This window comes from Paenibacillus selenitireducens (assembly GCF_002021565.1).
In the GTDB taxonomy this organism is placed as follows: domain Bacteria; phylum Bacillota; class Bacilli; order Paenibacillales; family Paenibacillaceae; genus Paenibacillus_K; species Paenibacillus_K selenitireducens.
The window spans coordinates 182,348-208,320 of sequence record NZ_MSZX01000003.1 but is presented as its reverse complement, the minus strand read 5'-3'; the positions used below and the strand labels follow the sequence as shown (position 1 = coordinate 208,320).

At 46.4% G+C, this 25,973-nt stretch carries 20 protein-coding genes; 3 read left to right on the top strand and 17 right to left on the bottom strand.

Annotated features, from left to right (window positions below; genetic code table 11):
- Positions 1 to 44: 44 nt before the first annotated feature.
- The 6 genes from BVG16_RS08705 to BVG16_RS08680 all read right to left on the bottom strand — a co-directional run bounded on the left by BVG16_RS08705 (position 45) and on the right by BVG16_RS08680 (position 9,019).
- Complete coding sequence (locus BVG16_RS08705; RefSeq protein ID WP_233146938.1) at positions 45 to 1,055, bottom strand: LacI family DNA-binding transcriptional regulator; 1,011 nt, start codon at positions 1,053 to 1,055, stop codon at positions 45 to 47.
- 117 nt (positions 1,056 to 1,172) lie between these two features.
- Complete coding sequence (locus tag BVG16_RS08700) at positions 1,173 to 2,816, bottom strand: hypothetical protein (RefSeq protein ID WP_078498162.1); 1,644 nt, start codon at positions 2,814 to 2,816, stop codon at positions 1,173 to 1,175.
- A 38-nt stretch (positions 2,817 to 2,854) separates the two neighbouring features.
- Positions 2,855 to 5,827 (bottom strand): hypothetical protein, encoded by a 2,973-nt coding sequence (locus BVG16_RS08695; protein WP_078498161.1) that lies wholly within the window; start codon positions 5,825 to 5,827, stop codon positions 2,855 to 2,857.
- A 115-nt stretch (positions 5,828 to 5,942) separates the two neighbouring features.
- Positions 5,943 to 7,205, bottom strand: coding sequence for an ABC transporter substrate-binding protein (locus BVG16_RS08690; protein WP_158081651.1), 1,263 nt, complete (start codon positions 7,203 to 7,205; stop codon positions 5,943 to 5,945).
- Positions 7,206 to 7,274: 69 nt separating this feature from the next.
- Positions 7,275 to 8,108 (bottom strand): carbohydrate ABC transporter permease, encoded by an 834-nt coding sequence (locus BVG16_RS08685; RefSeq protein WP_198957443.1) that lies wholly within the window; start codon positions 8,106 to 8,108, stop codon positions 7,275 to 7,277.
- 20 nt (positions 8,109 to 8,128) lie between these two features.
- Positions 8,129 to 9,019: a carbohydrate ABC transporter permease gene (locus tag BVG16_RS08680; RefSeq protein WP_078498158.1), complete on the bottom strand. Its 891-nt coding sequence runs from the start codon at positions 9,017 to 9,019 to the stop codon at positions 8,129 to 8,131.
- Positions 9,020 to 9,546: 527 nt separating this feature from the next.
- Here BVG16_RS08680 and BVG16_RS08675 point away from each other — a divergent pair.
- Positions 9,547 to 10,419, top strand: a complete 873-nt coding sequence (locus BVG16_RS08675) for an AraC family transcriptional regulator (RefSeq protein WP_078498157.1) — start codon at positions 9,547 to 9,549, stop codon at positions 10,417 to 10,419.
- 86 nt (positions 10,420 to 10,505) lie between these two features.
- On the opposite strand, the gene BVG16_RS08670 is transcribed toward BVG16_RS08675, so the two are convergent.
- The 3 genes from BVG16_RS08670 to BVG16_RS08660 form a co-directional block, all read right to left on the bottom strand.
- Positions 10,506 to 11,624 carry a DUF4179 domain-containing protein gene (locus tag BVG16_RS08670; RefSeq protein ID WP_078498156.1) on the bottom strand — a complete coding sequence of 373 codons (1,119 nt, stop codon included), beginning with the start codon at positions 11,622 to 11,624 and terminating at the stop codon, positions 10,506 to 10,508.
- Positions 11,560 to 12,183, bottom strand: coding sequence for an RNA polymerase sigma factor (locus tag BVG16_RS08665; RefSeq protein WP_078498155.1), 624 nt, complete (start codon positions 12,181 to 12,183; stop codon positions 11,560 to 11,562). The genes BVG16_RS08670 and BVG16_RS08665 overlap by 65 nt, the downstream gene beginning before the upstream one ends.
- 159 nt (positions 12,184 to 12,342) lie before the next feature.
- Positions 12,343 to 13,080, bottom strand: a complete 738-nt coding sequence (locus tag BVG16_RS08660; RefSeq protein ID WP_078498154.1) for a helix-turn-helix transcriptional regulator — start codon at positions 13,078 to 13,080, stop codon at positions 12,343 to 12,345.
- Positions 13,081 to 13,192: 112 nt separating this feature from the next.
- On the opposite strand from BVG16_RS08660, the gene BVG16_RS08655 reads away from it, so the two are divergent.
- Positions 13,193 to 15,481, top strand: a complete 2,289-nt coding sequence (locus BVG16_RS08655; protein WP_078498153.1) for a glycoside hydrolase family 65 protein — start codon at positions 13,193 to 13,195, stop codon at positions 15,479 to 15,481.
- Between the two features lie 24 nt (positions 15,482 to 15,505).
- On the top strand, positions 15,506 to 16,186 hold the full coding sequence (gene pgmB, locus BVG16_RS08650) for a beta-phosphoglucomutase (protein ID WP_078498152.1): 681 nt from the start codon (positions 15,506 to 15,508) through the stop codon (positions 16,184 to 16,186).
- Positions 16,187 to 16,238: 52 nt separating this feature from the next.
- Here pgmB and BVG16_RS08645 read toward each other — a convergent pair whose 3' ends face one another.
- The 8 genes from BVG16_RS08645 to BVG16_RS08610 form a co-directional block, all read right to left on the bottom strand.
- On the bottom strand, positions 16,239 to 17,582 hold the full coding sequence (locus BVG16_RS08645) for a sugar porter family MFS transporter (RefSeq protein WP_233146990.1): 1,344 nt from the start codon (positions 17,580 to 17,582) through the stop codon (positions 16,239 to 16,241).
- Positions 17,583 to 17,877: 295 nt separating this feature from the next.
- Positions 17,878 to 19,245: a response regulator transcription factor gene (locus tag BVG16_RS08640; protein WP_198957442.1), complete on the bottom strand. Its 1,368-nt coding sequence runs from the start codon at positions 19,243 to 19,245 to the stop codon at positions 17,878 to 17,880.
- Complete coding sequence (locus BVG16_RS08635) at positions 19,220 to 20,680, bottom strand: sensor histidine kinase (RefSeq protein ID WP_078498149.1); 1,461 nt, start codon at positions 20,678 to 20,680, stop codon at positions 19,220 to 19,222. The genes BVG16_RS08640 and BVG16_RS08635 overlap by 26 nt, the downstream gene beginning before the upstream one ends.
- Positions 20,677 to 21,666, bottom strand: a complete 990-nt coding sequence (locus BVG16_RS08630) for a sugar-binding protein (protein ID WP_078498148.1) — start codon at positions 21,664 to 21,666, stop codon at positions 20,677 to 20,679. The genes BVG16_RS08635 and BVG16_RS08630 overlap by 4 nt, the downstream gene beginning before the upstream one ends.
- Positions 21,667 to 21,907: 241 nt before the next feature.
- Positions 21,908 to 22,330: an OsmC family protein gene (locus BVG16_RS08625; RefSeq protein WP_078498147.1), complete on the bottom strand. Its 423-nt coding sequence runs from the start codon at positions 22,328 to 22,330 to the stop codon at positions 21,908 to 21,910.
- A gap of 23 nt (positions 22,331 to 22,353) precedes the next feature.
- The gene (locus BVG16_RS08620; RefSeq protein WP_078498146.1) at positions 22,354 to 23,322 is read right to left on the bottom strand and encodes an ABC transporter ATP-binding protein; all 969 of its coding nucleotides are present in this window, start codon (positions 23,320 to 23,322) and stop codon (positions 22,354 to 22,356) included.
- Positions 23,306 to 24,295 carry an ABC transporter ATP-binding protein gene (locus tag BVG16_RS08615; RefSeq protein WP_078498145.1) on the bottom strand — a complete coding sequence of 330 codons (990 nt, stop codon included), beginning with the start codon at positions 24,293 to 24,295 and terminating at the stop codon, positions 23,306 to 23,308. Before BVG16_RS08615 ends, BVG16_RS08620 begins: the two co-directional genes overlap by 17 nt.
- 63 nt (positions 24,296 to 24,358) lie before the next feature.
- The gene (locus BVG16_RS08610; RefSeq protein ID WP_078498144.1) at positions 24,359 to 25,972 is read right to left on the bottom strand and encodes an ABC transporter substrate-binding protein; all 1,614 of its coding nucleotides are present in this window, start codon (positions 25,970 to 25,972) and stop codon (positions 24,359 to 24,361) included.
- Position 25,973 lies beyond the last annotated feature (1 nt).

Below are 25,973 nucleotides of genomic sequence, written 5' to 3'. Positions count from 1 at the left end.
ATATTACCCGTTATAGCTTCAAGACAAGAACTTACTGCCGCCGCTTATACAAGCTGCCCTACCCGATTACATACTCCCGTAGACTCTCTTTGAATTAAGGTCGTAGGCAATAAAATTTCCATAAAAGGCTGACCTCTATGCTCGATTCTCCAAAATAATTGTTCCACTGCTTTGATACCATAAAACTTCAAATTGACCTCAATGCTCGTCGTTGTAGGGGTAGCCATACGTGAAAGCTGTCCATTATCGAAGCTGCAGACCGACACTTCTTCCGGTACTTTCATACCAAACTGCTGGAGTCCTGAATTGAACAGAAACCCGAGGGCATCGTTAACGCAGAACCAGGCGGTCGGCTGCTGCTTCATTCTTGATAATTGACGGAGCACGGCATCCATTTCTTCCTTTGCGTCTTTGATGATAAAATCGGGATTCAGTTCCAAATGATGATCTTCCAACGCCATCCTGTACCCTTCCAGCCTTTCATAATAGCTTGGAGAATAACGGATATTTCCGGCGAATCCGATCTCCCGATGACCGAGATCCATCAAATGTTGAACGGCATCGTAAGCCCCGAACCGGTTGTTCGTCAGAATACAATCCGCTTGAATGTTCGGATGATGATGATCGATAAGCACGGTTGGAATACCGGTTTTTATGACGGTATTGATATATTCCGTACTGAGATGGGACAAAATCAATATTCCCTCGATCTGCTGATCTTCTAGAAACCGCGGGAGACTCAAACGGTCAATCGCTTCTTGATGAATGGATTGAATCCGTAGATTCATCCCTCTCTTCGCAACCTCTTGTTCAATTTCCAAATAGATTTCGCCGAAAAAGTTTTTCTGTGCAAAAGCATAATCCGAAGCAATCAGCCCAATGCATCCGGTCCGATCATTCATTTTATTGACGCGACCTTGCGGATAAATATATCCCATTTGAAAAGCGGTCTCTGCAATTAATTTTCGAGTTTCCTCGCTTACGCCGCCTTTCCCTGACAGCGCTTGGGAAACGGAGTTTTTTGATATATTTAATGTATCGGCAATATGCTGCATCGTTACTTTATGTTTGATAATAATCGGGCCCTCCTCACATCTTTTTTGGAAAATCCAACATCTGGATTGTACTATAACATTAGGTTCTATCCAATGAGATGAGTTACCCCCGTTAAATTACATTGTCGTATTGTAATCTACAACCACATCGTTCACCAACCGTTTGACGCCTTGATTGCGCACGCTTCCTTCTGCAGGAGATAGAACAACAACAACAGCAGAATCCGGTGGTAGCGTAAGCGATGTCTCTCCTCTCGCCCCTTTTTGTATATACACGTGGGAAACCGCATCATAAATATCCGTCAAGCCCTGGCCTACATCGATAAGAACGGTCTTCTCTAGGTCGTACGGATTGTAGTACAGATACGTCGGATAAGCCTCATCACGGAAGTAATCCGTTTTTAGACAATCCAGCTGCAAAATACAAGGGTCATTCGTTTGCGAGATGATACCGCCAAAAATCCCGACGTGAGAAGAGCCGTACAAACCTAAATCAATACATCCCCAGCTATAGCGAATGCCATCTCCTGTCATGTACGGGCTTTGGTCGTCCCATTTCTTTCTCAAGCCCTCATACGCGATGACATGATTCGGATCACTTCTATAAAATGCACAGGATTGCTGTTGTTTTGGCAAAGCATCGGGATAAAAAAGCCTGGCGTTATTGGCTGCATTCAACATCCATTTTCCGATATCCTTGGCAAACCGGGTATCATAACGCACGAGGGGAATGAAAGCGGCGGCCAATGAAAACGTATTGGCTGCAAAGGCGTAGCCGCTGGAATCTTCCTTGTATTCATCGAATAATGGGTTCGGCCCCAGATCCCAACGCTGGCCCCAATCCGTCAAACTTCCACATAAACCATGGCAATCATAGTCACCCCATCGTTCGGAAATGACTCCCCAACCTTTTCTGCAATGGCTGTCTCCGTCAAAACACCAATTGATCAATTTCTGTACATCATAATCTCTGCCAAGTTCCGCATTCATCCTTGCTGCGATATATGCACCATAAGGCAGCAATATTTCATAAAACGGATTGTTGGCGCTCTGTTCGAGAAAGCTCATGCACCAATCAGCCGCTGTTAAATGCTTCGGATCTTTCCACTTCGAATAGGCCATATACTCCAACCAAGCAATTCCCGCGGCAGCTTCAGGCTCTACCCATTTCCCGTTATCGACAGGTTTCTTCGTTTGAAAATTGTAAGATAAATGATTGAAATCCGGTATGCCGTTTTTGCCTCCAAGTTCATAACACGCCTCGTACCATCTGTCGGCCGTTTTGTGCATGATTTCATCCAACCTGCCTAATCCCGGATAATAAAAAGAAAGGGAATACAGCAGCACATGCGGATAAATTTCATACCAGAAGCTCCTGCCGGATTCTGCCCTTGTCGAATTCAAGAACAGAAATTCCCCGTTGTCGGTGTTGTAGTAGTTTTCACACATGGAGACCCAATTCACACTATTTTGGTTGCTCTTATCCCTACCAACCAGTGTCGCCCCTAGAAGCGCAGCAACACAATTGATGGCCTCATGTCCGGACTCTCCTCGATCCATGCCAACATAGGAAGGTAATCCAAACGTATCGCGTTTTTCATTGCTACGGGAGCGATCCCACCATATAAACGGCAAGAAATCTCCTTTGGCCTCAAAATCAAACACCAATGCATCGTAGTGCTGAGCGACTTGATTCCAATCTCTCATAAGGAACGGACTTGGAATATTGGGCATCTCTCCAACTTTACGAATCATATTCATGAATTTTCCCCTTTCCGATTTGGATATGAAATCTTACGTCATAATCCTGCTCTTCTGCGTTTTTTGAATAGAATACCAAATAGGAGCGCAGCAGCACCAACAACGATGGCGGCTGCCGTTATTGCCATCGTCCATCCTGCCGTTGACGGATAATGAAGCGCAAAATTCTTGAGGGTCACCGTCGCTTTATCATCCCCTTCGGCGACAAGCCACAGCTGCATCTTCTGTACACCGCCAAGCTCAAGCCCGGGATGAGCTTCCTCGATGATTTGCCGCACATCATAGGATTGTTCGCCTATCTTCGATGTAGGCGGTTGAATAGTGTAAGGCTCGGACGCTCCCTCCAAATAAATTAGCAGCGACCATTCATTCGTTACTTCGGTGACGTCCAGCGTAACGAACGGGTTTTTGTCCATATCAATCAAAAGCTTCGGGGAAGCAATCCCGCCGCGATTTAATAGATTCTCTTCGCGAATCATTGCCTGATCTCCATCCACGACAACACTTCCCGTCATCGATCCTATGGGCGTCCAATCCAGCAGATCGGCGGCTTTATTTTTCCCTAGCCAATCCTCCGGCTGTACCATCGTCTCATCCTGATAGAACAGATCGAGCCGCTCGACAGTCGCCTGTGCCCCTTCAGCTCCGGCAGCAACGAGCCAGAGCTCCACATCCTGCTCGCCAATATATGCAAGGTCAGGGTGCCGGCTTCGCATGGCCTTCATCACATCAATAACAAAATGTCCCGTCTCCGGGCCGTCTTGTTTGATATACAACCCCCAAGGCTCTCCTTGGACATGCACCTGCAGCGCCCAATTTGAACTAACCGAATTCACATCCACGACAGCGAGTGGCTTGCGGTTGAAATCAAGCTTAAAGGTAGCGCTGCTGATTCCCCCATATCCACCATCCGGATTGTTCTCGGTGATCACAGCTGTTCCGTCTACAGCTTTCGCCCCACCCGGCATCACCCCGATAGGTTGCCAAGCCGCAAGCTGTTCCGCGTCCGCTGACAGAATGGAGGCTCCCCCCTTGTTACTGACAAATAATTGAAGTTCGGTCGTATCCTGCAAGCCGTTTTTTGTGGTTACAGAAGCTTCTAAATCGTGAAATCCGTTCGAATATTTTGTGGTATCCAAAGTCAGGTTCTGCGGCGGAACCTTACCGCTATAGATCTCTTGCCCCGCAAAAGTAAGGCTTACTTTCTTGACAGCGTCTTCCTCCGGCCCCAAGGCCTCGATATTTAGAGGCAGAACACCTTGTACAAGCTGCTTTTGCTGCAGTGAAAGCAAATTGATGACAGGCTTCGCTTCAGGTGCCACATATACACCGTCGACCCAAATGTTATGATCTTTCATCGTCATTTTCATTCCGGCAGGCAGCACGACAATAACCGCTGCCTGATCGGCAGGGATGGAGACCATCGCATTCCCCTTGACGTTTCGGGCTACGGTTTGGCCAGTTACCGTATCGTACAAATCGACTTCGGTGCTGCCTAAACCGGTCACTTCCACGCTTTTCGCTGACTCATGCGGATTATAATATAAATACGTCGGATAAGATTGATCGTGGAAATAATCCGTTTTTAAGGTGTCGATGCGCAGAATGCCATCCACGTTCGTTTCCTGAATCAAGCCGCCGAGAAATCCGACATAAGAGCCGCTGTATAAAGAAAAATCGGTATTCCCCCAATAATAAACCGTCGGATCGCCGCTAGCGAAGGGAGTTTTTCCTTTGTACGTTTTTCGCAATCCTTCATAAGGAATCACATGTTCGGGATCCCCTTTCCATGCGACACCGGATTGGAGATCTTCGGGAATGCTGTCCGCATAGAACAGCCGGGCATTGTTCGCGGTATTCAGCATCCATTTTCCAATGTCATGCGCATAGCGGGGATCGTATCGCACCACCGGAGCCAGAGCGCCAGCAGCGGCGAATGTATTCATGGCGAACGCATAACCGCCATTATCGGTAAGGCTGCCCATCAAACCCTGAACGTCGTAATCCCCCCACTTCTCCGTCATGACTCCCCATCCGTTTCTTGCTACGCTTCCTCCGTCAAATATCCAATTGATCATTTTATGAACGTCGTAATTCCCTCCCGCCTCGGCATTCATGCGTGCAGCCATATAAGGGGCGAAATAAGTTAAAACTTCATACATCGGATTTTCTTCCTGACGCTGCAGGAAATCCATACTCCACTCTGCCGCCTGCAAATATTTTGGGTCTTTGAATTTCGCATAAGCCCAATATTCCAATACGGCCACCCCTGCCGCAGCATCCGGTTCGGTCCACTTGTCGTTTATGAATGGCTCCATTTTGTGAAAGTTAAATGCCGTATAATCAAAATTGGCCCGGTTATATTTCCCGCCAAGCTCGTAAGCGGCATCATGCCATTGATCCGCGGTTGTCCGCATGATTTCTTCCATCTGATCTACTTCGGGGTAATAGGAAGTGAGCCCGTAGAACAGAACGTGGGGCAAAAGCTCATACCAGAACGATTGTCCGCTTACGGTATTCGTATTATTCAAAATTATATTTTCACCGTTATCCTTATTATAGAAGGTTTGCAGCATCTTCACGTAGTTATGGCCATCCTGATTACTTTTGTCGATACCTGCAAGCGTTGCCCCCAATACAGCGGCCATCATATTGATCGCTTCCTGGCTGCCGTCTCCTCCTTGGGAAAACTTGCCGACATAGGACATGAGCCCGAAGGTTTCTTCATTCATGTTATCATGCGTTCGATCCCACCATCCGACCGGCAAATGTTCACCCTGCTTCGTAAAATCGAACACAAACCGGTCGTAAGAACGGGTGAGTTCCTTCCAATCTTTCATCAAGTAAGGCTGCGGCATATTAGGCATGCTTTGTACTTTATGTATTCGCTTTTGTACGGGCTGTGATGCATTTTGCGTTTGTTCCTGCGAAGAGGCTTCCACTGTCGGTGCAAGGCCCCCTACCGGAATGGCGGCAACCAGGAGCAGGAGCACCATCGTTTTTTTTAACATGGATTATCGTTACACCCTTTCCTTCAGACTTACTGGTGTATGAATAATAAGCACCGCCTTCGTAAAGTCGGTGCTTATCGGAATGTTGTATGATCAGTAATGATGAACGAAATGACTATTTGATGATTTCATTAAATTTGGATATGGTTGTGTCGACAGCCTTGCTGATGTCTTCGCCTTGCTCAAGGGGTTGAATCAGCTTCTCCCAGATGACTCCGTCAATTTCTGCCTGCTTAGGCTGGTTATTGAAGCCTCTCGCAATTTCAGAAGCTTTCCGAATGGTGTCTACCGCATAAGTTTTGTCGGGACGAATCGTGGAAATCGCATCAAATCCCGATTTTGTAGGCGCAACAACCTTCCAACCATGGATGGCTTTGGTCATGTCCTGCAGCGCTTTGGCAGCAATGTCCGGATTTTTCGTCGTTTTTGACATCGCCGTCACCCCGATCCAACTGAACGTGACCGTGTTTGTACCTTTTGGCGCAAGTGTCATCCCGACTTTAAATTTAGCCGTCTTCTCGAAATCGTCTCCGGCACCGCCTACGAACATGGCCACTTTACCCGTTTTGAACATATCGGCACCGCCCATGGAATCCGCTTGTGCTCTTTCCGGCGTAATGCCCGATTTCGCAATTTTTTGATACATTTCCAACCCTTTCATCGAATCGGCGGAATTCAACGTAATGTTACCGTCCTTATCAAATACATCGCCGCCATAAGACCACAAGAACATCGGCAACGGCATATTGTTAATAAGCCCACCCCATCGTCCGTCTTTCGTCAGCTTTTTACCCGTTTCAATAAAGTTATCCCATGTCCAGTTTTCATTTGGCAATTCAATCCCTGCTTGTTCAAACATATCTTGGTTGTAATACAGCACGTATGGCTGAGAAATCCATGGCAGCGCGTAGATTTCATCTTTATACATCCCTACATTCAGCGCACCTGCAAAGTAATCGTCCTTTTTAAAATCCAATTTAGCCAATTCTTGATCCAGCGGAGCGATAGCCCCTAATTTAGCGTACTGCGCCACATACTCTTGAGACAACCACATGAAGTCCGGCGCCTGCTTCCCAGCGATCATGGCCTGCAGCTTCTGATAATAGTCGGCCGGAATGCTCTGTACTTCAATCGTGTATTCGCTCGACGCTGCATTCAATTTGGAAATGAGATCTTCAAATTCTTTAAGCTCCACCGCACCGGCCCAAGTCGCAACCTTCAATTTAACCTTCTCACCCGTCTTGGCGGAATCCGTAGTTTTTGCCGATTCGCTCGCACCTTTCTCTTCTGTGGAAGATTTGCTCCCGCATGCACTCACAAGCATCATAACCATCGTAAAAATCAACAATAAGGAAATCGAATTTTTCCAACGTTTCATGTTTACATCCCCCATACGTTCATATCGTTATTTACCTTTGAAAAACTTGCCGAATCCCATTCATTCACATTATCCTTTGATGCCGCTGAGTTTCACCCCCTCGACGAAATGCTTCTGAGCCAAGAAGAACACGATAAGGACAGGAAGCAGCGCAAGAATGGAACCTGCCATGAGCGGCCCCCATTCCACTTTCATCATGCCTTTGAACATGGACAATCCGAGCGTTAGCGTAAATTTATCGGTATCGTTTAAATAAATCAACGGGCCCATCAGGTCATTCCAGCTACCTTGGAAAGAGAAGATTCCAATCGTGATTAATGCCGGAACGGAAAGCGGAATGAAAATTTTATAAAATATTTTAAAGCTGTTGGCCCCGTCCACGACCGCAGACTCTTCCAATTCTCTGGGGATCGCAAGAAAGAACTGTCTTAGTAGAAAAATAAACACCGGCGCGCCGCCAAAAAAACCGGGAATAACCAACGGCTTAATCGAATTGGACCAGCCCAGCTCGCTGAAGGCGATAAAAACAGGGATCATTGTGACTTCTCCTGGAATCATAATGGTAGAGAGCATCAGTAAAAACCAGAAGTTTTTCCAACGAAAATCGAACCTGGCAAATCCATAAGCAACAATCGCGGACACGAACACGTTACTAAGCAGATGAAAAAACGTGATTACAGCCGTGTTCTTAAAAAGTACGAAAAAATTGATTTCCTCAATGGCCCGCGTATAATTTTCCCCGTGAAATCCGTCAGGCAAAAATCTCGGAGGCATTTCAAAAATAATATCTCCTGATTTCAACGAAGTGGAAACCATCCACAGCAGCGGGAATAACGTTGTCAATGAAAACAGCACCAAGAATAAATATAGAAAGATATTGCGGCGTATTCTCTTCTGCTTCATCTTGCTCCCAAACATAGCGCTCACTTTCCTTTCTTTGTTTTCTTGTTGACTTCAGACGAATAAAACACCCAAGCCGAAGAGAATTTGAATACGATTAAAGTCAAGACGAGAATAATGACGAATAAGATCCATCCCATGGCCGTGGCATAACCCATCTTGAGATAATTGAAGGCGTTCTCATACAGATACACCATGTAAAATCTACCCTCATTTCCCGCACCGCCAATGATATATGCATCGCTGAATTTACGCATAGCGCCAACGATACCCATAACAAGGTTGTAGAAAATGACCGGAGAAAGCATCGGTAACGTAACCGTTTTGAATTTCTGGAACATATTCGCCCCGTCAATTTCCGCAGCTTCATACAAATGGCTTGGGATGTCCTGCAGCCCCGCTAAATATGTAAGCATGCCTCCTCCCGCTCCCCATACGACCATCATGAGATAAGACGGCAACACGAGATGGGGATCGGACAACCACCCGAGAGGCTCAATTCCAAATTTAGATAACACCAGATTGATCAACCCGAAATCTTTGTCCAAAATCCATTTCCAGAGTAAGGAGATCGAAACGCCGGATACAACGGCTGGCAAATAAAGTGCAGTCCTAAAAAAGCTGACACCTCTAACCTTACTGTTGACCAGACAGGCGATCAGCAGCGAAGTTGCGATTCCAAGCGGCACGGATATGACCGCAAAGCGGATCGTAACCCAAAGCGCTTTCAAGAAATTTTCATCTTTAAATAGTGCGGTGTAATTATCCAAACCAACGAACGTAGGACTTGTGAACGTATCCCATTCCGTCAATCCGATATAAAAAGCGAACCCCAGCGGGGCTACGGTAAAAATAAAAAAACCGAGAATCCAAGGCATAATATAGACATACCCCATGTTTTGTTTTAAGCGCATCAGCTTTCCTCCTTTTGGGAAGCAAACGCTTCCAATTTGAATAAAATTTTTTTGAATGAAATAGACTCTTCTAGCCAGTGGTTTTGCTTGTCCAGCAATTACCAACAACCTTAACTTAATATGATTAATCCTTCTTGTCAACATTATTTTTAACAAAATAATGTAATAAATTTATTTTGTCATGATTATTAATAAGCATTACGGGGTTTTTAAACTTATATTTATAAAAAATACATGATAATCCAATTGTTTTAGTAGAAATCGAATTTGATTCATTCAAATTTTGTAACGTTACAAAATTATTATGTAATTTGATTCGCGAATTGAGGAAGGCTCCTCGCAGGATTTTTCAACGATCAGTCAACAAAAAGTCCTGCCGTGGTTGTATAGTAAAGTATGCATCTGCACGTGTATTCTCTGCCTTGAGGAGAAGCGTGACAATGCCTATAAACCCTGCATGATTGTGCACGAAATGTCGGATGGTTACATTCGACTCCTGCTATTCTATGGATGAGGAGGTCATACCCATGGATTTGCTTAAGAACATGAATGGAGCGATAAAGTATATCGAAGAAAATCTTACGAATGAGATCGACTTCAAAGAAGTAGCACGGCGGGCCTTCTGCTCCGAGTATTATTTTAAAAGGATGTTTTCTTTCCTCGCAGGAATTACGCTATCGGAATACATCCGTCGCAGACGCCTTACGCTTGCCGCATTTGAACTTCATGGCAGCGGTATAAAAGTCATTGATATTGCGATGAAATACGGGTACAACTCACCCGATTCCTTTGCAAGAGCTTTTCATCAAATGCATGGTAAAACACCTTCAGAAGCCCGAAATCATAGCCATTCACTGAAAGCTTATCCCCCCATGACCTTCCAGTTATCCATTAAAGGAGGAAGTGAAATGAACTACCGAATTGAAGAGAAAGAGGCATTTCGCATTGTGGGTATCAAGAAAAGAATTCCTATCATTTTCAACGGCGTGAACCCGGAAATTGCTTCGATGTGGGGAAGTTTAGACGAAGAAACGATCCATAAACTGAAAAAGCTTTCTAATGTCGAGCCTACAGGACTGCTTAGTGCATCCACGAATTTTTCAGAGGGCAGGATGGAGGAAAAAGGGGAGCTTGATCACTATATTGGCGCAGCAACAACTAAAGATTGTCCAGACAACCTGACGCAGCTAGAGGTTCCCGCCTCAACATGGGCTGTATTCGAAGCCATCGGACCCTTTCCTGATACGCTGCAAAATGTATGGGGACGGATTTATGCCGAATGGTTCCCAACGTCGAACTATGAACAAATAGAAGGCCCGGAAATCCTGTGGAATGAGAATAAAGATATAACCTCACCCACTTTTAAAAGTGAAATATGGATACCGATCTTAAAAAAGTAATAAAAGCAAAAGAAGCCCCTCCTTTAAGAAAGGGCTTCTCTTTTATTGTATTCACAACGTATATGACAGATAGAGCAGTGCTGCGATTAAGGCTGAACCGGAATGGTTAGCTCCAGATCTTTAAGATATGTTTTATCACCTAGTACCCCGTTACTCGCGCCGATGACACTCCAATCAGAGGTTTTCACGGTAACGGTATAAGGTTTAATCGTAATGGACTTAGGCGTCGCCTTGAAACCCGAATATAACTGATCTACATGATACTCGGTCTTCGGCTTGCTCTGGAAGAAATCAACTCTGTTCTGGTCAATCCTATTCCCTTGGTCATCCACGATATCATAGTACATCATCGATGCACTATACTCTCCCGATTGCTCTGGCGTTTCAGGAACAACACCCGTGCTATCCAAAATCAGTCGAGTGGAAACCGGGGTGATCTCCAGCTGCTTCACGGTATAACTAAATTTCCCGTCCGTTTCGGTGGCGTTCGGCTTCAAGACGAGTGTATGATTCTCAATTTTCACAGGTATCTTGAATTCGAACGGCTCCTGGATTTGTGTCACCTCGGCTTGAATGGTCAGCTCGAATTGATCCGGGAGCGACATCCCCTTCGAAAAATCAAGTTGAACGGTATTGCCTTTGCTCGGGACTTCAGCGAAGGATCCTTCGGTATATTTGATTTCCTTGCCATCGGCCAATAGCGTCGGCATCTTAATATATCCTTTGACACCGTCATCCCCCTGATATGGAGCCAGCACGGAAGCCATTTCTACTCCCTCGCGCTCTATGGCAAAGGTTAGGCGGGTTCCGTCATACAACAGCTCCGTTACTTTCAAGGTCACGCCATCATGCGTCACACTCAGGTTCGGGCTGGTCGCAATTCCTTGATCTATCGCCGTCTGCAATCTCTCTTCACTGATTCCCGAGAACACACTGCCAATGACCGGGATTTGCTTCAAGGTAGCTGCCATCGCAGGGGATACAAACCCCATACCGATCACACCTACGCCTAGCACGGCTGCAGCCGATACCGCCACGGCTGTTTTTCTTACAACACTTGATTTTGGTTTTTTACGCATCGTTCGATCCCCAATCTTATCCATGATTTGATGGCTCATACTTGCTCTTGGCATTTCCGAATTACGAATCCATTGCTCGATCGTATCCATTTCTTTCGACTCCGTTTGATTTGGCAAATGTACCATGTGCGGTCCCTCCTTGATTAGGCTTGTACTCCAAAAGCTTACGGCGCAGCCGTTCGTATTTCTTGCGAATCGTTGCCGGCTTGATGCCCATAATGTCGCCGATCTCGTCAAAGCTGTATTGTTCAACCGCCTTGAGCAGCAATATATGCCGCTCTTCCGGTGTGAGATAAGTCAACATTTCCTCAATGACAGACTCTTGAGGCGAAATTTCGATTTTAGGCTGCTGTTCCTGAACCTGATGGACCAACTTCAACCAGCGTCCTTGCTTCTTCTTGATATTCATCATGTGGTTATAGGCCATTTTATACAGCCATGCTGAGAAGGTCGCCTGCCTGCTATATCGATGAAGATTCTCGTATGCCCGAATAAAAACTTCCTGGACAGCATCTTCGGTTTCTTCATGGTTTTTCAGAATATAGTAGCAGTAAGTATACATTTGCCGTTCAAACTGACGAATGATCGATGCATACGCCTGCTTGTCTCCTGCTTTGACACGGTCAATGACCGCTTCAATCTCATAGCTCTTCTCTTCCACTTCCCCGGGGATGGTTGGCTTCACAGGCTCACCTCCTTTGTTTCTATGCCTATATAACAACCGGTACCTACCGTTTTGTGACAGGAGTTGCTGAAATAGAAAAAATGTCTGCAGCAGAAAAAGAGCCATCCGCGGATGCCCCGTTCTTCATTGTGATTGATGCTCTGCCGGAGGGACAGCTACCTAATGCCCGTTCCTACGGAACTGTCTGGGCGTTTGGTCGGTATATTGTTTGAACAAATGCGTATAGTAGCTCTGATTGCAAAACTTAAACAAGAACGCAATTTCCGAAATGGAAGTATTGGTATAGAGCAGAAAATGCTTGGATTCTTCGATTCTTTTACGATTGATAAACTCGGTTATGGTTACGCCGGTTTCTTTCCTGAAACGATCCGAAATATAACTGGGATGAACACGGATATGCTGGGCAATCTGCTTAAGCGATAAATCCTGAGAGATATGCTCGCTTAAATAGTAGATCGCCATTTTCACGATATGACTGTAGTTTAAGGTTTCTGTTTTCCTTTTGACCATACCGATGAATTGCAGCAGCATTTCGTATTCGAAGGACGCTAATCGCTCAATATTTTCTATCTTTTCGATTTCCAATATAACAACATCGCTCAATTGAAAGGCGGTCTCTGGATCGACGTCCCCTTTAATAATGGCTCTTGTGAACAACGTACAGGAGGCGATCAGCGCGTTCTTCTTAGAGCGCAGCGGATGAGAAGCGAGTGTCGCGCCTTCCATCTCGTTAATTTTACACAGCATGGACATCGCTTTGGCCGCATTGCCGAATCGGATCGCTTCTAGCAGCTCGGTTTCATAATCGAATGCAGGATGTATAAAACTTTGTTCAAGATACTGTAATCGGGACGACAGCAAATGCTGTTGTGTGCTCGGATGGGTGCTTGTACTCATTTGGCATCACCTATACCTAAAAATTTTAATAAATATCTAAATTGATTAATATCATTCTAGGCGCAGTCCTACTAAAATTCAACTCATAGCAGATATGAGAGGAGAATCAATCATGACCTGGAATATTTCGAATGATGGGCTGACGGCAGAAGCACTATTAACGCAGGAAAGCATATTCGCTCTTGGGAACGGTTACTTGGGCGTTCGAGGGAATTTTGAAGAGGGTTACGCGGAAGGAATGAATAGTATTCGCGGAACGTATGTAAACGCGTTTCATGATGTGATCAGCATCCCTTACGGTGAGAAGCTAAATGCGTTTCCGAGCACGCAGCAAAAGCTTGTGAATGGGATCGACGCCCAAAGCATCCGGTTGTATATCGGCGAGGAGGAAGAAACGTTCAGTCTGTTCGAAGGCATGGTCGTTTCGTATGAACGCCACTTGCATTTGGACAAGGGATATGCGGAGAGACTTGTACATTGGCGATCACCCCTCGGTAAAGAGATCAAGATCGCGTTCCGAAGATTGATCTCCTTTGAACACAGGGAGTTATTCGCGATTGACGTCCGCGTTGAAGGGGTCAATTTTGCCGGACCGGTGAAGATCGTCTCTACAGTTAACGGTGACGTCAGCAACTACACAGCTTCCAATGACCCTCGTGTCGCATCGGGACACGCCAAGCTGCTGTCCGTTAGAGCATGCGGAGCTAAGGAAGAGTATGCCTATGTTATGAATGAAACGACGGTTTCAAATCTTCGCATGGCTTGTGTAACTCGGCATCAATATAGCGGCAGACCACAAGTGCACATGGAAACAGATGCGAACAAGGCGGTATTCACGTACATTTCCACGCTCGATGAACCGATTAGCTTCACGAAATGGAATGTATACACCGATACCTTGCGACATGGCGAGAATCCGCTCGACCAAGGATTTAAGCTGCATGAGCAGCTTCTAGGAATGGGCTTTGAAGAGCTGGCTGTGCTCCAAAAAGCGTATATGGACGGGTTCTGGAAATCATCCGATATCATCATCGAAAACGATACATCCCTGCAGGAAGGGATTCGCTTTAATCTGTACCAGCTTCTGCAGTCTGCAGGCCGAGACAAATACAGCAATATATCTGCTAAAGGCTTATCTGGAGAAGGTTATGAGGGGCATTATTTCTGGGATACGGAAATCTATATGTTCCCGGTTTTCTTGATGACACAGCCTGAAATGGCAAAACAATTGCTGGTGTACAGATACTCAACGCTGGAACAAGCAAAAGAGCGGGCCAGAGAAATGGGACATGCCCAAGGCGCATTATTCCCTTGGCGTACCATCTCCGGTACGGAATGCTCCTCCTTCTTCCCGTCAGGTACCGCCCAGTACCACATTAGCGGAGATATTGCGTACAGCTATATTCAGTATTATTTGGCAGTAGAAGATCGCGACTTCCTGATGCAATTCGGTGCGGAAGTGTTGTTCGAAACGGCTCGCTTATGGATCGATATCGGCCATTATTATAAAGGAGCATTTCACATTGACGAGGTGACCGGTCCTGATGAATATACATGCTGTGTAAATAACAACTATTATACAAATGTCATGGCCAAGCATAACCTAAAATGGGCAGCAAGAAGCTATGAAATTCTAAAAGCCTATGATGCATCAGGCTTGGCAGCGCTTTGCCATCGTCTTCAGGTGAGTCAGGAAGAGGTGGAGAGCTGGCAGCAAGCAGCAAATGCGATGCTTCTTCCTTATGACGAAGAGCATGGCATTAATCCACAGGACGATTCGTTCCTTCGGAAAGCCGTATGGGATTTTGACAAGACGCCGAAGGAAAACTATCCGCTTCTGCTGCACTATCATCCATTGACGATTTACCGTTATCAAGTCTGCAAGCAGGCCGATACCGTATTGGCTCATTTTCTGCTTGAAGATGAACAGGACATCGAAACCATCCGCCGTTCGTATGATTATTACGAGGGAATTACGACGCATGATTCATCCCTTTCGTCATGTATTTTCAGCATCATGGCATCTAAAGTGGGGTATCTGGATAAAGCGTATAATTACTTCACCGAGACAGCACGTCTTGACCTCGATAATACCCACGGAAATACGAAGGATGGCTTGCACCTTGCGAATATGGGCGGCACTTGGATGGCCATCGTCTATGGCTTCGCCGGCATGAGGCTGAAAGAATCGGGGCTGTCGCTCGCTCCAACCATCCCCGCAAGCTGGGAACGTTACGCCTTCCGCATACGATATCGCGGACGTTTGATGCAGATCCAAATAGATAAAGACGGGATTCAGCTTGAACTTCTTGAGGGAGAAGAGCTCACGATTCTTATGTATGACAAACAAGCAAACCTGAAGGTGGATCAGCCTGTGCAGAAATCGTTGGAACGCAAATAATATAGAGATTAAGGGAGATTCGCCATGATAACAACGTCGACTATTCAAGCTGTCATCTTTGATCTGGATGGCGTCATTACAGATACAGCCGAACACCATTACTTGGCTTGGAAAGCTATTGCTGACGAGCTGGACATCCATTTTACCAGAGCGTTTAACGAAAATCTCAAAGGTGTATCGCGGATGGACTCGTTAAAGCTGCTGCTTAGTCAAGCGGACACTCCTGTCCAATTTACGGATAAAGAAATGGAAGAATTAGCTGATCGGAAAAATAAGCTTTATCAATCGTTGATCGAATCAATTACACCGTCGGACATCTTGCCAGGTGTTGCCGAATTTACGGCCGAACTCCAACGACGCGGAATCAAGACGGCCATTGCTTCGGCAAGTAAAAATGCATTCACCGTCATGAACAGTCTTGGATTAACGAATGCGTTCGATATTATTGTGGATGCGGCCAAAATCAAGAACACGAAGCCGGACCCGGAGGTATTCTCGACAGCAGCAGAACTGCTTGGCGTAGAGCCAAGCCACTGTGTAGGCGTGGAAGACGCAGCGGCTGGTGTACAAGCGATTAAAGCCGCAGGCATGTTCGCCGTTGCTATCGGCGCCAAAGAGGCTTTTCCGCAGGCCGATCTGGTGTTATCTAGTACGTCGGAGCTTGATTATGCCAAGATTGAAGGATTGTTTATCGCAAATAGCTAAAATGACAAAAGATGCCGGAATCATGATTCCGGCATCTTTGTCATTTATTCTATTAAGCTTTTGTCGAAGACAACAACGATTCAATTTCCTCCAGTGATTTCCCCTTGGTCTCAGGTACAAGCCGCCAAGTGAATAGGAACGTAATCACGGACATAAAACCGAAGATCCAGAAGGTAATCGCCGGTCCTGCAGAAGCAAGCATCGGAGGAAAGGTCTGCGATACGATATAATCCGCTGCCCATAACGCCATAGCAGCAATCGCTGTCGCTTTTCCGCGAATACGATTCGGGAATATTTCGGACATAATGACCCACACAACGGGCCCAAGCGATATGGCAAAGGAGGCTACATATATCAAAATAAAGATGAGCACCAAAGGCCCTGAAGTATGTCCCATATGAAAGGCAGCACCGATCACCGCCAGACTCAAGGCCATGGAAGCCGATCCCACGAGCAATAGAACTTTACGCCCCACTTTGTCGATCAGCCAAATGGCAAGAATGGTAAACAAGAAATTAATCAATCCAACCAGGATGGTCTGTACCAGCGCAGCGTTCGTGCCTGCACCCGTTTCCTTAAAGATTTCCGGTGCATAGTACATCACGGCGTTAATACCCGTAACTTGTTGAAGGATCGCGAGTCCAACGCCCACGATTAGAGCTATTCGCAACGTAGGGCTGAACAATTGACGAATCGATCCGCTTTCCTGTGCGAATGATTTCTTAATGTCCAGTACTTCCTGTTTTGCCAGTTCCTCGCCGTGGATCTTAAGTAGAATCGGCAGCGATTCTGCTGCCTTTCCCTGCTTAATTAACCATCTCGGACTCTCAGGCACGAAGAACAACAACACCAAGAACAGCACGCCGGGAACAACCCCGAAGCCGAACATCCAACGCCAACCCATCGCAATGTCCCACGCGTTATCCCCGTACCCAGCAATACCCAGATTGACGAAATAGGTAAGGAAGATCCCCGTCACGGTTGCGAACTGATTCAACGCTACCAGCCGGCCTCGATACTTGGCAGGCGCGATCTCCGCATTATACAGCGGACATAGTGTCGAGGTAATCCCAATCCCGAGCCCGCCGATCATCCGGGCAATAATATAACCTGTGAACGTATCTGGGATAGCGGAACCAATGGAACCGATAATAAAGAGGATCGCAGCCACGATCAGCACTTTTTTGCGGCCGAATCGGTCGCCAAGTACACCAGCGCTAGCAGCTCCTACAATGCAGCCGATGATCAAGCTGGATACAGCCCACCCCACTTGTACCTCATTTAAGGCGAAGTGTTCTTTCATAAAACCAATGGCACCCGATACGACTGCGGTATCGAATCCAAATAATAATCCTCCCAAAGCAGCAACCATGGAAACGAGGGTTACAAATTTCATGCTTACTTGTTGGTCTTCATTATGATAATTTGTGCTCACAAACGATTATCCTTTCTGACTTTTCCGTACCTGCATACGGGTCTTTTATCTTCAAACACATGGCATATCGATCTATTGAGAGCCCATTATATCATGTGTTTTGTGCCGTTCAGGAGCCAATTGCCTTCACTTATTTGTTGATTACAAGCACAATATTGATCCCAGCCTATCTCGCTCGAATTTAAGACCACGGACTAGCATATTAGTGTCCCCCAAAAACAAAAAAGTCCATGCACATCTGCATGGACCTCCTGATTTAAAGTTGATTGCGATATTCCGTAGGTGATACCCCTTCGACCTTCTTAAACACTCGGCTGAAATAATTAGGATCCTTATATCCCACCAAATAACAGACTTCCTTTAAGCTGAGTTGACCGTCTTTTATCAATTCTTTGGCCTCATCAATTCGCAGCCTTGTGACATAATCGATATAGGTTTCCCCGGTTTCTTGCTTGAATACTTTACTGAAATAATGCGGATTTAAATGGACATGCTCTGCCACCTCTTCAAGAGAAAGCTCTTCGCGGAATTTTTCTTGAATGAACGTGATGGCATGATCGATGACGCTCCATGTGCGCTGTTCTCGTTCTTCGCGAATCCCCTTAATTGCCAATTCCACGTACGTACGCTCAGCGAAATAGTCTGTAGTCGATGGATCGTCAGTTCCCTCTGTTTCTTCCTCGGAAGGAATGGTGAGATCCTCAAAATGACATAAACTACCCCATTCTTTATGATACGTGGATGCAAATACACCTTCAAAATAGGATCTTCGGATGCCCTCGATATCCATTCGGACGGTGCCGATGCCTACCGTTGCGTCGATACCGCGATGTTCGAAAAGATCCTCCACCAGCTTCTTGCCCAGGCCAAGAGCTTCTTCTCGTAAGACCTCGTCCCTAATGGAATCCTTCTCCAGCAGGAAAATGACCATATGCCAATGAACCATGGAACTAACTACATAACCGACCCTATCCTTGATATATGCTTTTGCAGCGTTTTTTACCGTTTCGTAAATCTTTTTCTTTTCTATGCTTAATTCCTTTTGGGGTGGATGTCCCATTTCCCGGAAGGCGAGCACAATCGCGCACCCTTTAGCTATGGAGAGCTCAAGAATATCTGCAAGCTGTCCCACTTCCGTCTCATTCACTTGATCGGTCATGAAGACTAACGCCATTTCCGTCTCCGCCAGCGGGAGCAATTGGAACAATTTATCCCTCATCGCGAACGCTTCATCACGCTGTTTTCGATCCTGATCAATCTCAGCAATCAGACGCTGCAGAAGTTCGACGATATGATCGCGTTTCGCCGGTTTGACCAAATACTCCTTAACCCCCATGGAAAGAGCCTCTTTGGCGTATTCAAAATATTCATAGGCCGTAACCAGAATCATTTTGACCTGTGGATGATGAGCTTGGATTTCCTTTAACGCTTCTAGGCCTTGAATTCCTGGCATCTTGATATCCATCAGAATGATATGCGGACGAAATTCATAAGCCTTTTGAATCGCAATCCGGCCATTCTCCGCATGCACAATCTCAAAGGTATTCGGCATCATTCGGGTAACGATCCATTCGATGCCTTCTCGCTCTAGGGCTTCATCATCTGCGATCAATAAGCGGTACATCTTCACCCTCCTTTTCTGCAACAGGAAGCCGAATCAGAACCGTTGTCCCCCGGCCCGGCTCGCTGTAGATGTCGATGAGATCTTTTTTTCCATAAAATAATTCAAGTCGTCTGAACACATTGCGCGTCCCTAACCCCGTGGATTGTCCCTTATGTTGTGCAACCGTCGGCTCGGATTCGAAATGGAGCAGCGATTGACGGACCTCTTCGCTCATCCCGATTCCATTGTCCGATATCGAAACCTGGACTTCCCCAGGGCCGCATGTAATCATAAGCTTAATCTCAGCTCCTTCTTCCATTCCCTCCATGCCATGGACAAAACCATTTTCCAATAAGGGCTGAAGGGTTAGGGTCGGAACCAATACGCCCAGTCCTCTCTCATCAATATCCGTTATGAACTGAATGCGATCGCGAAAGCGGGCCTGTTGGATCGTAAAGTATTCTTTGGCATGCTCCACCTCATCCTTGAGCGTTACTGGACGATCTAACTTGCGAAGATTATACCGAAGAAGATTCGACATGGTGACCGTCAGATCGCTTGTTTTCTCAGCGCCCTCGAGCAAAGCAAGCTTGGATAGCACATTCAAGGAATTAAAGAGAAAATGGGGATTCATCTGATTCTGCAGCACTTCTAGCTCCAATGCTTTGACCAGCCTGTCCTTCTCCAAGCTTTCTTTCTCTTTCTCAATAAGTTCTTGCAGGTTGTCTTGCATGCGCTCAAATGCCTTGGATAATATCCCAAACTCATGATGTTGGCTCATCTGCGGGGAGGGGGCTTGTAAATTGCCATCCGATATTTGCTGTGCAGTTTTCGTCAACTGCTTAATCGGCCTCGTTATACCCAAGGAAATCCAATAAGCAAATAGAACACTGATCAGCGTATTCAGGATAAAGACGGCGACTCCCCAATAATTCATCACTTTGGTATGGGTAAGAATTTGCCGGTAGAAGGGCTGATAATAACTCAGTTCCAAATCAATGAGATGATGTCCCTCGTCCTGAATGAACACGGCTGTCTGCTCCGCCTCTTCATAGAACGCCGCATACGCTAAAGAGTCTGCACGGCTTAAAGCCTGCATGACATTCCCTTCTTGCTCGGTAAAGGTGTCGATCATATGGCGATAGCTGCGAACGGTAAGATCTGTAGATGGAAGGGTGTCTTGGGTAGACAGGCTTTTCCGCAGAAGATCCAGCTCAGTTCGCTGATGTATAAATTCGTTCCGGCTGATCTCGCTTCGATCGGTTAAGTAAACATTCAGCGCCCGGAGATTGTCCTGTGTTTGTCCCGTAATTTGCTTGTATAATAATACCCGATCCAGCATGACATTATAACTTTTCTGGACCGTTATGCCGCTCTGAAAAATGAAGAACGCGACTGCGTTACTCACAATAAAAAGGGACGGAATCACAATAAACAGCATTTTACGTATATTCATGGGCTGCTCACCTTTGATTTCAAGTGATTTTGATCCAGAATATTCGTTGATATAACGTGCTGAACCGCAAAAGAATCTCCCTTGAAAAACGCATCTAACAATTCGACGGATTGGGCACCAATCTCTTGGGGCTGCTGAACCACAGAGGCTGTAATGACGCCATCCGCGATACCCTGCCTCGTAACCTCCAAATCATCAAATCCGAACACGCTTACATCGGCTCTATTCGCCGCTTTCAGTCCTTCAACAATGCCTGCGGCATCTAAAGAGCTAAATCCCACCATCGTCTGAATACGCGGGTATTGCTTCAACAAGGCTTCTGTCTGCCTCGCAGCTTGAATCCGTGAAATATTCGATGAGCGGACGGCAACGATCTCATAACCCGGCATCTTGGACATCCTGGAACGGAATCCTTCCAACCTCAGCTGTTGATTGTCTGCCAGTTCACTTCCTATAATGACACCGATATGGCCTCTCTCGGCAGCATCTTTTATCACAAGCTCTCCCATGCGTTTGCCCGCTTCCCTGTTATCTGTTCCCACGTAAGCAAGCCGCTGGCTCTCTGGCTCATCCGCATCTACGGTGATCACAGGAATCCCTTGATCGATGGCCTTGTTGATCAGTTGAGCGTATTGCGGATCCTTGATCCCCTGCACGAGAATGGCATCCGGCTTCGCCGCAATCGACTTTTCCAGAAGCTTGGTTTGTTCGGAAGGATTAATACGAATTGGACCCATGTAATCAATCGCGATCCCCCGCTGCACCGCGGCTTCTTTGGCACCCTTTTCTACCATTCTCCAGAATGGATTGTCTAGCTCTTGAGCGATAAGCACAACGTGTTTCATCGATGTATTCACAACGCTGCTCTGATCCATTTCCCGAACCAGATGGTTGATCTTCAGGGTGGGAGATACAAACTGGAATAGGAAATAAGAGAAAACAAGAAGTATGCCGAATAGCCCGATAGTCCAGTTTTTATTGAACATGGAGTACCTCCAAAATTTTTAGGTAAATCTAGACTTTAATTATACAAAGGCTGAAGGAGAAACGGAAATTCCCTTTAGTATTCGATCAAAGGTTTGGAAATATAAGGGGGTATCCCTTCTGAAGTCCTCTATATTTTTGTGTGGCTTCTTCATGAGGAGGAAAGGAGGGTGGGCGCAGCCAAAATAGCCCTCACCTTATTATGAAGGTGAGGGCCAGAATTAGCTGTGTTATTCTGCTGTGTTATTCTTTGTGCATTTCTACGCCGTTAAGAATAAGTCTGTGCGTGATAACGGCATTCAAGGAATCGGATACAGAGCAATATTTTTCGGTGCCCAATTGGATCGCTTTCCAAATTCGGTAATCCGGAATGTCGCCATCCACCTTAAAGATGAGCTCAATGGAGGCAAAACCTTTAGGGGCTTCTTCTTTACGGACTCCATCAGCAACGATTTCAATCTGCTCGATCGACGGCAGGAACTTTTCCAGAATCATCGTTACGTCAATTCCAATGCATCCCGCCAAACTCGCCAATAGCAGCTCGACGGGTGAAGCACCTTTCCCCTCTCCTCCCCAAGCTGGTGTTGCGTCCATATTCATTAGATAGCCGGACGGCCCTGTTGACTGAAAATGCTTTTTTCCTTGCCATTTTGTTGTAACTTGCATGATGAAAACCTACTTTCTTTCCTTTAATTAGTATATAAATGACATGCGGTATACCGATTCTCGCTAATCTGGAGCCATTCTGGCTGAATGCTTGCGCATTGCGGCATCGCCTTCGGACAGCGAGTATGAAATACGCACCCAGAAGGCGGATTACGCGGACTCGGAACTTCTCCCGAAAGCACGATTCTCTCGCTTCTTTTGTCGGGGTTCGGCTCGGGAATAGCTGAGATCAGCGCTTGGGTATACGGATGAAGCGGATCGGAGAACAACGCCTCCGTAGGCCCTACCTCCATCATTTTTCCTAAATACATAACACCTACTTGATTGCTAATATAACGAACGACTGACAAATCGTGAGAAACGAATAAATACGTGAGTGACAAACGGCTCTGCAAATCCTCTAATAGTGTCAGGACTTGCGCTTGAATAGATACATCCAGTGCCGATACCGGCTCATCGAACACGATGAATTTGGGCTCTAGAATGAGCGCGCGCGCAATACCGACTCGTTGACGCTGTCCCCCCGACAATTCATAGGGATACCGAAGGGCATGCTGCGGTGTCAATCCTACGACTTCCAAGATGCGATGGATTCTTTCCGTGATGACCTGAGCGGACAAGCTATAATGTGTGCGTAACGGCTCCTCCAAAGTGCGGCCAACGGTCCATTTGGGATCCAGCGAACCGTATGGATCTTGATACACCATCTGCATGTCGGTTTTAAGCTGCCTCATCGATTCAGCGCCAAGCTGTGTTATGTCTACGCCATCGAAAATGATACTTCCGGACGTAGGCTCTATTAAGCGCAGCACAGTTTTACCGAGTGTTGTTTTTCCGGAACCGGATTCCCCTACAATCGCGAACGTTTCCCCCTTGCAAATCGTAAGGGAAATGCCGTCCAGTGCTTTGGCCATACCGTTCGTACGGCCGAATATCCCCTTCTTCACGGGATAATGTTTTTTTAAATCCTTCACCTCAAGAATAGGTAACATTCTCATCCCCCCTATACAAGTGGCATTTGCATCTGTGACCGTGATCCAATTCGTACAGGGTGGGCTCTATATTGTCACACATATCCATTCTAGACGGACATCGTGCGGCAATGCGGCATCCGGCAGGATATTCCGCAGGATGCGGAACTTGTCCGGAGATCGCTTGCAAGCGTTTCTCCTTCCCGGAGAATTGAGGAATTGAATTCAGCAAGCCGACCGTATAAGGGTGTTTAGGCTCCCTAAACAGCGTCTTAACATCTCCCTGCTCAACGATCTGACCGGCATACATAACGGACACAACGTCACAAACTTCAGCCACAACGCCCAGGTCGTGAGTAATCAGGATCATCGCCATTCCCCGTTCCTTCTGAAGCTTCTTCATCAGATCTAGAATTTGAGCCTGAATCGTAACGTCTAGTGCCGTCGTCGGTTCATCCGCGATCAGAATTTCCGGATTGGAGGCGATGGCCATGGCAATCATCACCCGCTGGCGCATACCCCCGGAGAGTTGGTGCGGATAGACATTCACAATTTGCTCCGGTGAAGAAATTCCTACTTCACTTAACAGAGCAATGGCCTCCTTCTGAGCCGCTCTCTTACTCTTCTTCGAATGCTGGCGAATCGCTTCCCGGACTTGTCGACCTATCTTGAATACTGGATTCAAGGCGGTCATTGGCTCCTGAAAGATGAAAGCGATCCGATTGCCGCGAACTTTCTGCATCTGCGATTCGGACATCCCAAGAAGGCTCTGCCCTTGCAGACGTATATCCCCTTCCACAACCCTAGCCTGATCTTTAGGCAGCAATCGCATGATAGACAAAGAAGTCACACTTTTCCCGCTGCCCGATTCCCCTACAATGCCATGCGTTTGTCCCGGTTCAAGATCCAGACTAATGCTGCTTACCACCTGAATCGGTCCCGTAGGACTCGCGAACTCGATAGACAAATGATCAATCTCCAAAAGCTTCGTCATAACCGCCTCCTGTGAAGAGATAAAAGTAGGCAAGACCCCCGAAGCCTCTCGGGGGTCTTCATCTTATTTGTACAACGAGCTGAAACGAATGATTTCGTCCGGGTAGAAGATATACCCTTGTACATCCTTGTTAAATCCGGCAATCAAATTGCTCTCATAGAGGTAAGCCCACGGTGAGTCTGCCGTAATCTGCTTCTGAACTTGTTTGTACAGTTCAGTCCGTTTGGCTTCATCCGGCTCTACATTAGCTTTTGCCAACAAGTCGTCGACAACCTTACTTGAGTAGCCCGTATAGTTTGAGGCGCCTTTGCTGTCCAGAAGAAATCCGTAGTGGTACGAAGGGTCATTTACTAACGAAGTATATTTGCCTAAATACGCTGCCGCTGATTTCTTGTTAATAAGCTCGCGGTACTGCGCAGGCGCCACTTTATTAATATTTAGTGTTACTCCGATCTTCTCAAGCTCCGCTTTGAGCAGCACCGCAATGTCTTCATAATCTTGCGTAGAGGAGTTGACCGTAAGATCAAAGGTAAAGCCCTTCTCATAACCGGCTTCCTTCAGAAGGGTTTTGGCTTTATCCAAATCGTATTTGTATTCATAGCCTTCTGACGTAAAGGCCGGTGATTTGCTGGAGATTGAGCTTTTCAGTGGAGAAGCTTGATTATAGGCAACATCCTTGATCAGCTTTTGTTGATCGATCATATAGTTAATGGCCTGCCTTACTTTCAACTGGTCGAACGGCTTGTATTTGGCATTCATTCCAAGGTAAACAATTCGATTCGAAGACTGCGAGCTAATCGTCAGGTTATCCTTCTTCGACAGGCTCTCTACGTCCTTCGCCGGAATATCGAGAGCTACGTCAACATCTCCTTTATCGAGGAACAATTCACGGTTTGAAGCTTCAGCTACATATTTAATAACGACTTTATCAACCTTAGGAGCACCTTTCCAATAGTTCTTGTTCGCAACAAAAACCGCTTCGGTAGCCGGATCCCACTTCTCCAGGATAAATGCGCCTGAGCCTGCGGAGTGCTGCGTCAAATAATCGTCCGGATTGCTCTTGGCAACGGAAGGATCGACGATCGAGAAGGAAAAAGTCGCCAAGTACTTCAAGAATAAGTGATTCGGAGCGCCAAGCTTAAACTCCACCGTCTTATCATCAATTTTAGTTACCGATTTAATGTTGGCCAGTGTATAGAGACTTCCACTTTCACCTTTGTCCTTGGCCCGCTCGAACGAATACACGACTGCATCCGCATTAACAGCATTGCCGCTTTGGAATTTCACCCCATCATGAAGGACGAACGTGTACGTCGTTAAATCATCGGAAATTTTCCACGATTCCGCTAGGGAAGGAACAATTTTATCGGTACGGCCTACCGTCTTGCCGTCCTTCTCTTCCGTTCCGCTCGTTACAAGTTGATCATACAAGGCGAAAGCGTAGGAGGCGGAGGTCAAATCGCCCGCATCATGCGGGTCCATCGTTTGTCCGGCGCCTTGGGAATAAGCAATCGTAATTGTTGATCCCGCAGAAGATTTAGCGGAAGCCGTCGTAGAAACTTGCGGCTCACCCGAGGAGGTTGCGCTTTCTTGTGAATTCGAGCTCTTGGCGCAAGCGGATAGAAGCATAATGACTAATAACGTCGAAATGAAGACGAGAATCTTTTTGGATTTCATA

What these genes read in the sequence shown, in the direction of transcription:
- BVG16_RS08705 (WP_233146938.1), bottom strand. Translation starts at nt 1,055, where the DNA reads ATGCAGCATATTGCCGATACATTAAATATATCAAAAAACTCCGTTTCC.
- BVG16_RS08700 (WP_078498162.1), bottom strand. Translation starts at nt 2,816, where the DNA reads ATGAATATGATTCGTAAAGTTGGAGAGATGCCCAATATTCCAAGTCCG.
- BVG16_RS08695 (WP_078498161.1), bottom strand. Translation starts at nt 5,827, where the DNA reads ATGTTAAAAAAAACGATGGTGCTCCTGCTCCTGGTTGCCGCCATTCCG.
- BVG16_RS08690 (WP_158081651.1), bottom strand. Translation starts at nt 7,205, where the DNA reads ATGAAACGTTGGAAAAATTCGATTTCCTTATTGTTGATTTTTACGATG.
- BVG16_RS08685 (WP_198957443.1), bottom strand. Translation starts at nt 8,108, where the DNA reads ATGAAGCAGAAGAGAATACGCCGCAATATCTTTCTATATTTATTCTTG.
- BVG16_RS08680 (WP_078498158.1), bottom strand. Translation starts at nt 9,019, where the DNA reads ATGCGCTTAAAACAAAACATGGGGTATGTCTATATTATGCCTTGGATT.
- BVG16_RS08675 (WP_078498157.1), top strand. Translation starts at nt 9,547, where the DNA reads ATGGATTTGCTTAAGAACATGAATGGAGCGATAAAGTATATCGAAGAA.
- BVG16_RS08670 (WP_078498156.1), bottom strand. Translation starts at nt 11,624, where the DNA reads ATGGTACATTTGCCAAATCAAACGGAGTCGAAAGAAATGGATACGATC.
- BVG16_RS08660 (WP_078498154.1), bottom strand. Translation starts at nt 13,080, where the DNA reads ATGAGTACAAGCACCCATCCGAGCACACAACAGCATTTGCTGTCGTCC.
- BVG16_RS08655 (WP_078498153.1), top strand. Translation starts at nt 13,193, where the DNA reads ATGACCTGGAATATTTCGAATGATGGGCTGACGGCAGAAGCACTATTA.
- pgmB (WP_078498152.1), top strand. Translation starts at nt 15,506, where the DNA reads ATGATAACAACGTCGACTATTCAAGCTGTCATCTTTGATCTGGATGGC.
- BVG16_RS08645 (WP_233146990.1), bottom strand. Translation starts at nt 17,582, where the DNA reads ATGAAATTTGTAACCCTCGTTTCCATGGTTGCTGCTTTGGGAGGATTA.
- BVG16_RS08640 (WP_198957442.1), bottom strand. Translation starts at nt 19,245, where the DNA reads ATGTACCGCTTATTGATCGCAGATGATGAAGCCCTAGAGCGAGAAGGC.
- BVG16_RS08635 (WP_078498149.1), bottom strand. Translation starts at nt 20,680, where the DNA reads ATGAATATACGTAAAATGCTGTTTATTGTGATTCCGTCCCTTTTTATT.
- BVG16_RS08630 (WP_078498148.1), bottom strand. Translation starts at nt 21,666, where the DNA reads ATGTTCAATAAAAACTGGACTATCGGGCTATTCGGCATACTTCTTGTT.
- BVG16_RS08625 (WP_078498147.1), bottom strand. Translation starts at nt 22,330, where the DNA reads ATGCAAGTTACAACAAAATGGCAAGGAAAAAAGCATTTTCAGTCAACA.
- BVG16_RS08620 (WP_078498146.1), bottom strand. Translation starts at nt 23,322, where the DNA reads ATGTTACCTATTCTTGAGGTGAAGGATTTAAAAAAACATTATCCCGTG.
- BVG16_RS08615 (WP_078498145.1), bottom strand. Translation starts at nt 24,295, where the DNA reads ATGACGAAGCTTTTGGAGATTGATCATTTGTCTATCGAGTTCGCGAGT.
- BVG16_RS08610 (WP_078498144.1), bottom strand. Translation starts at nt 25,972, where the DNA reads ATGAAATCCAAAAAGATTCTCGTCTTCATTTCGACGTTATTAGTCATT.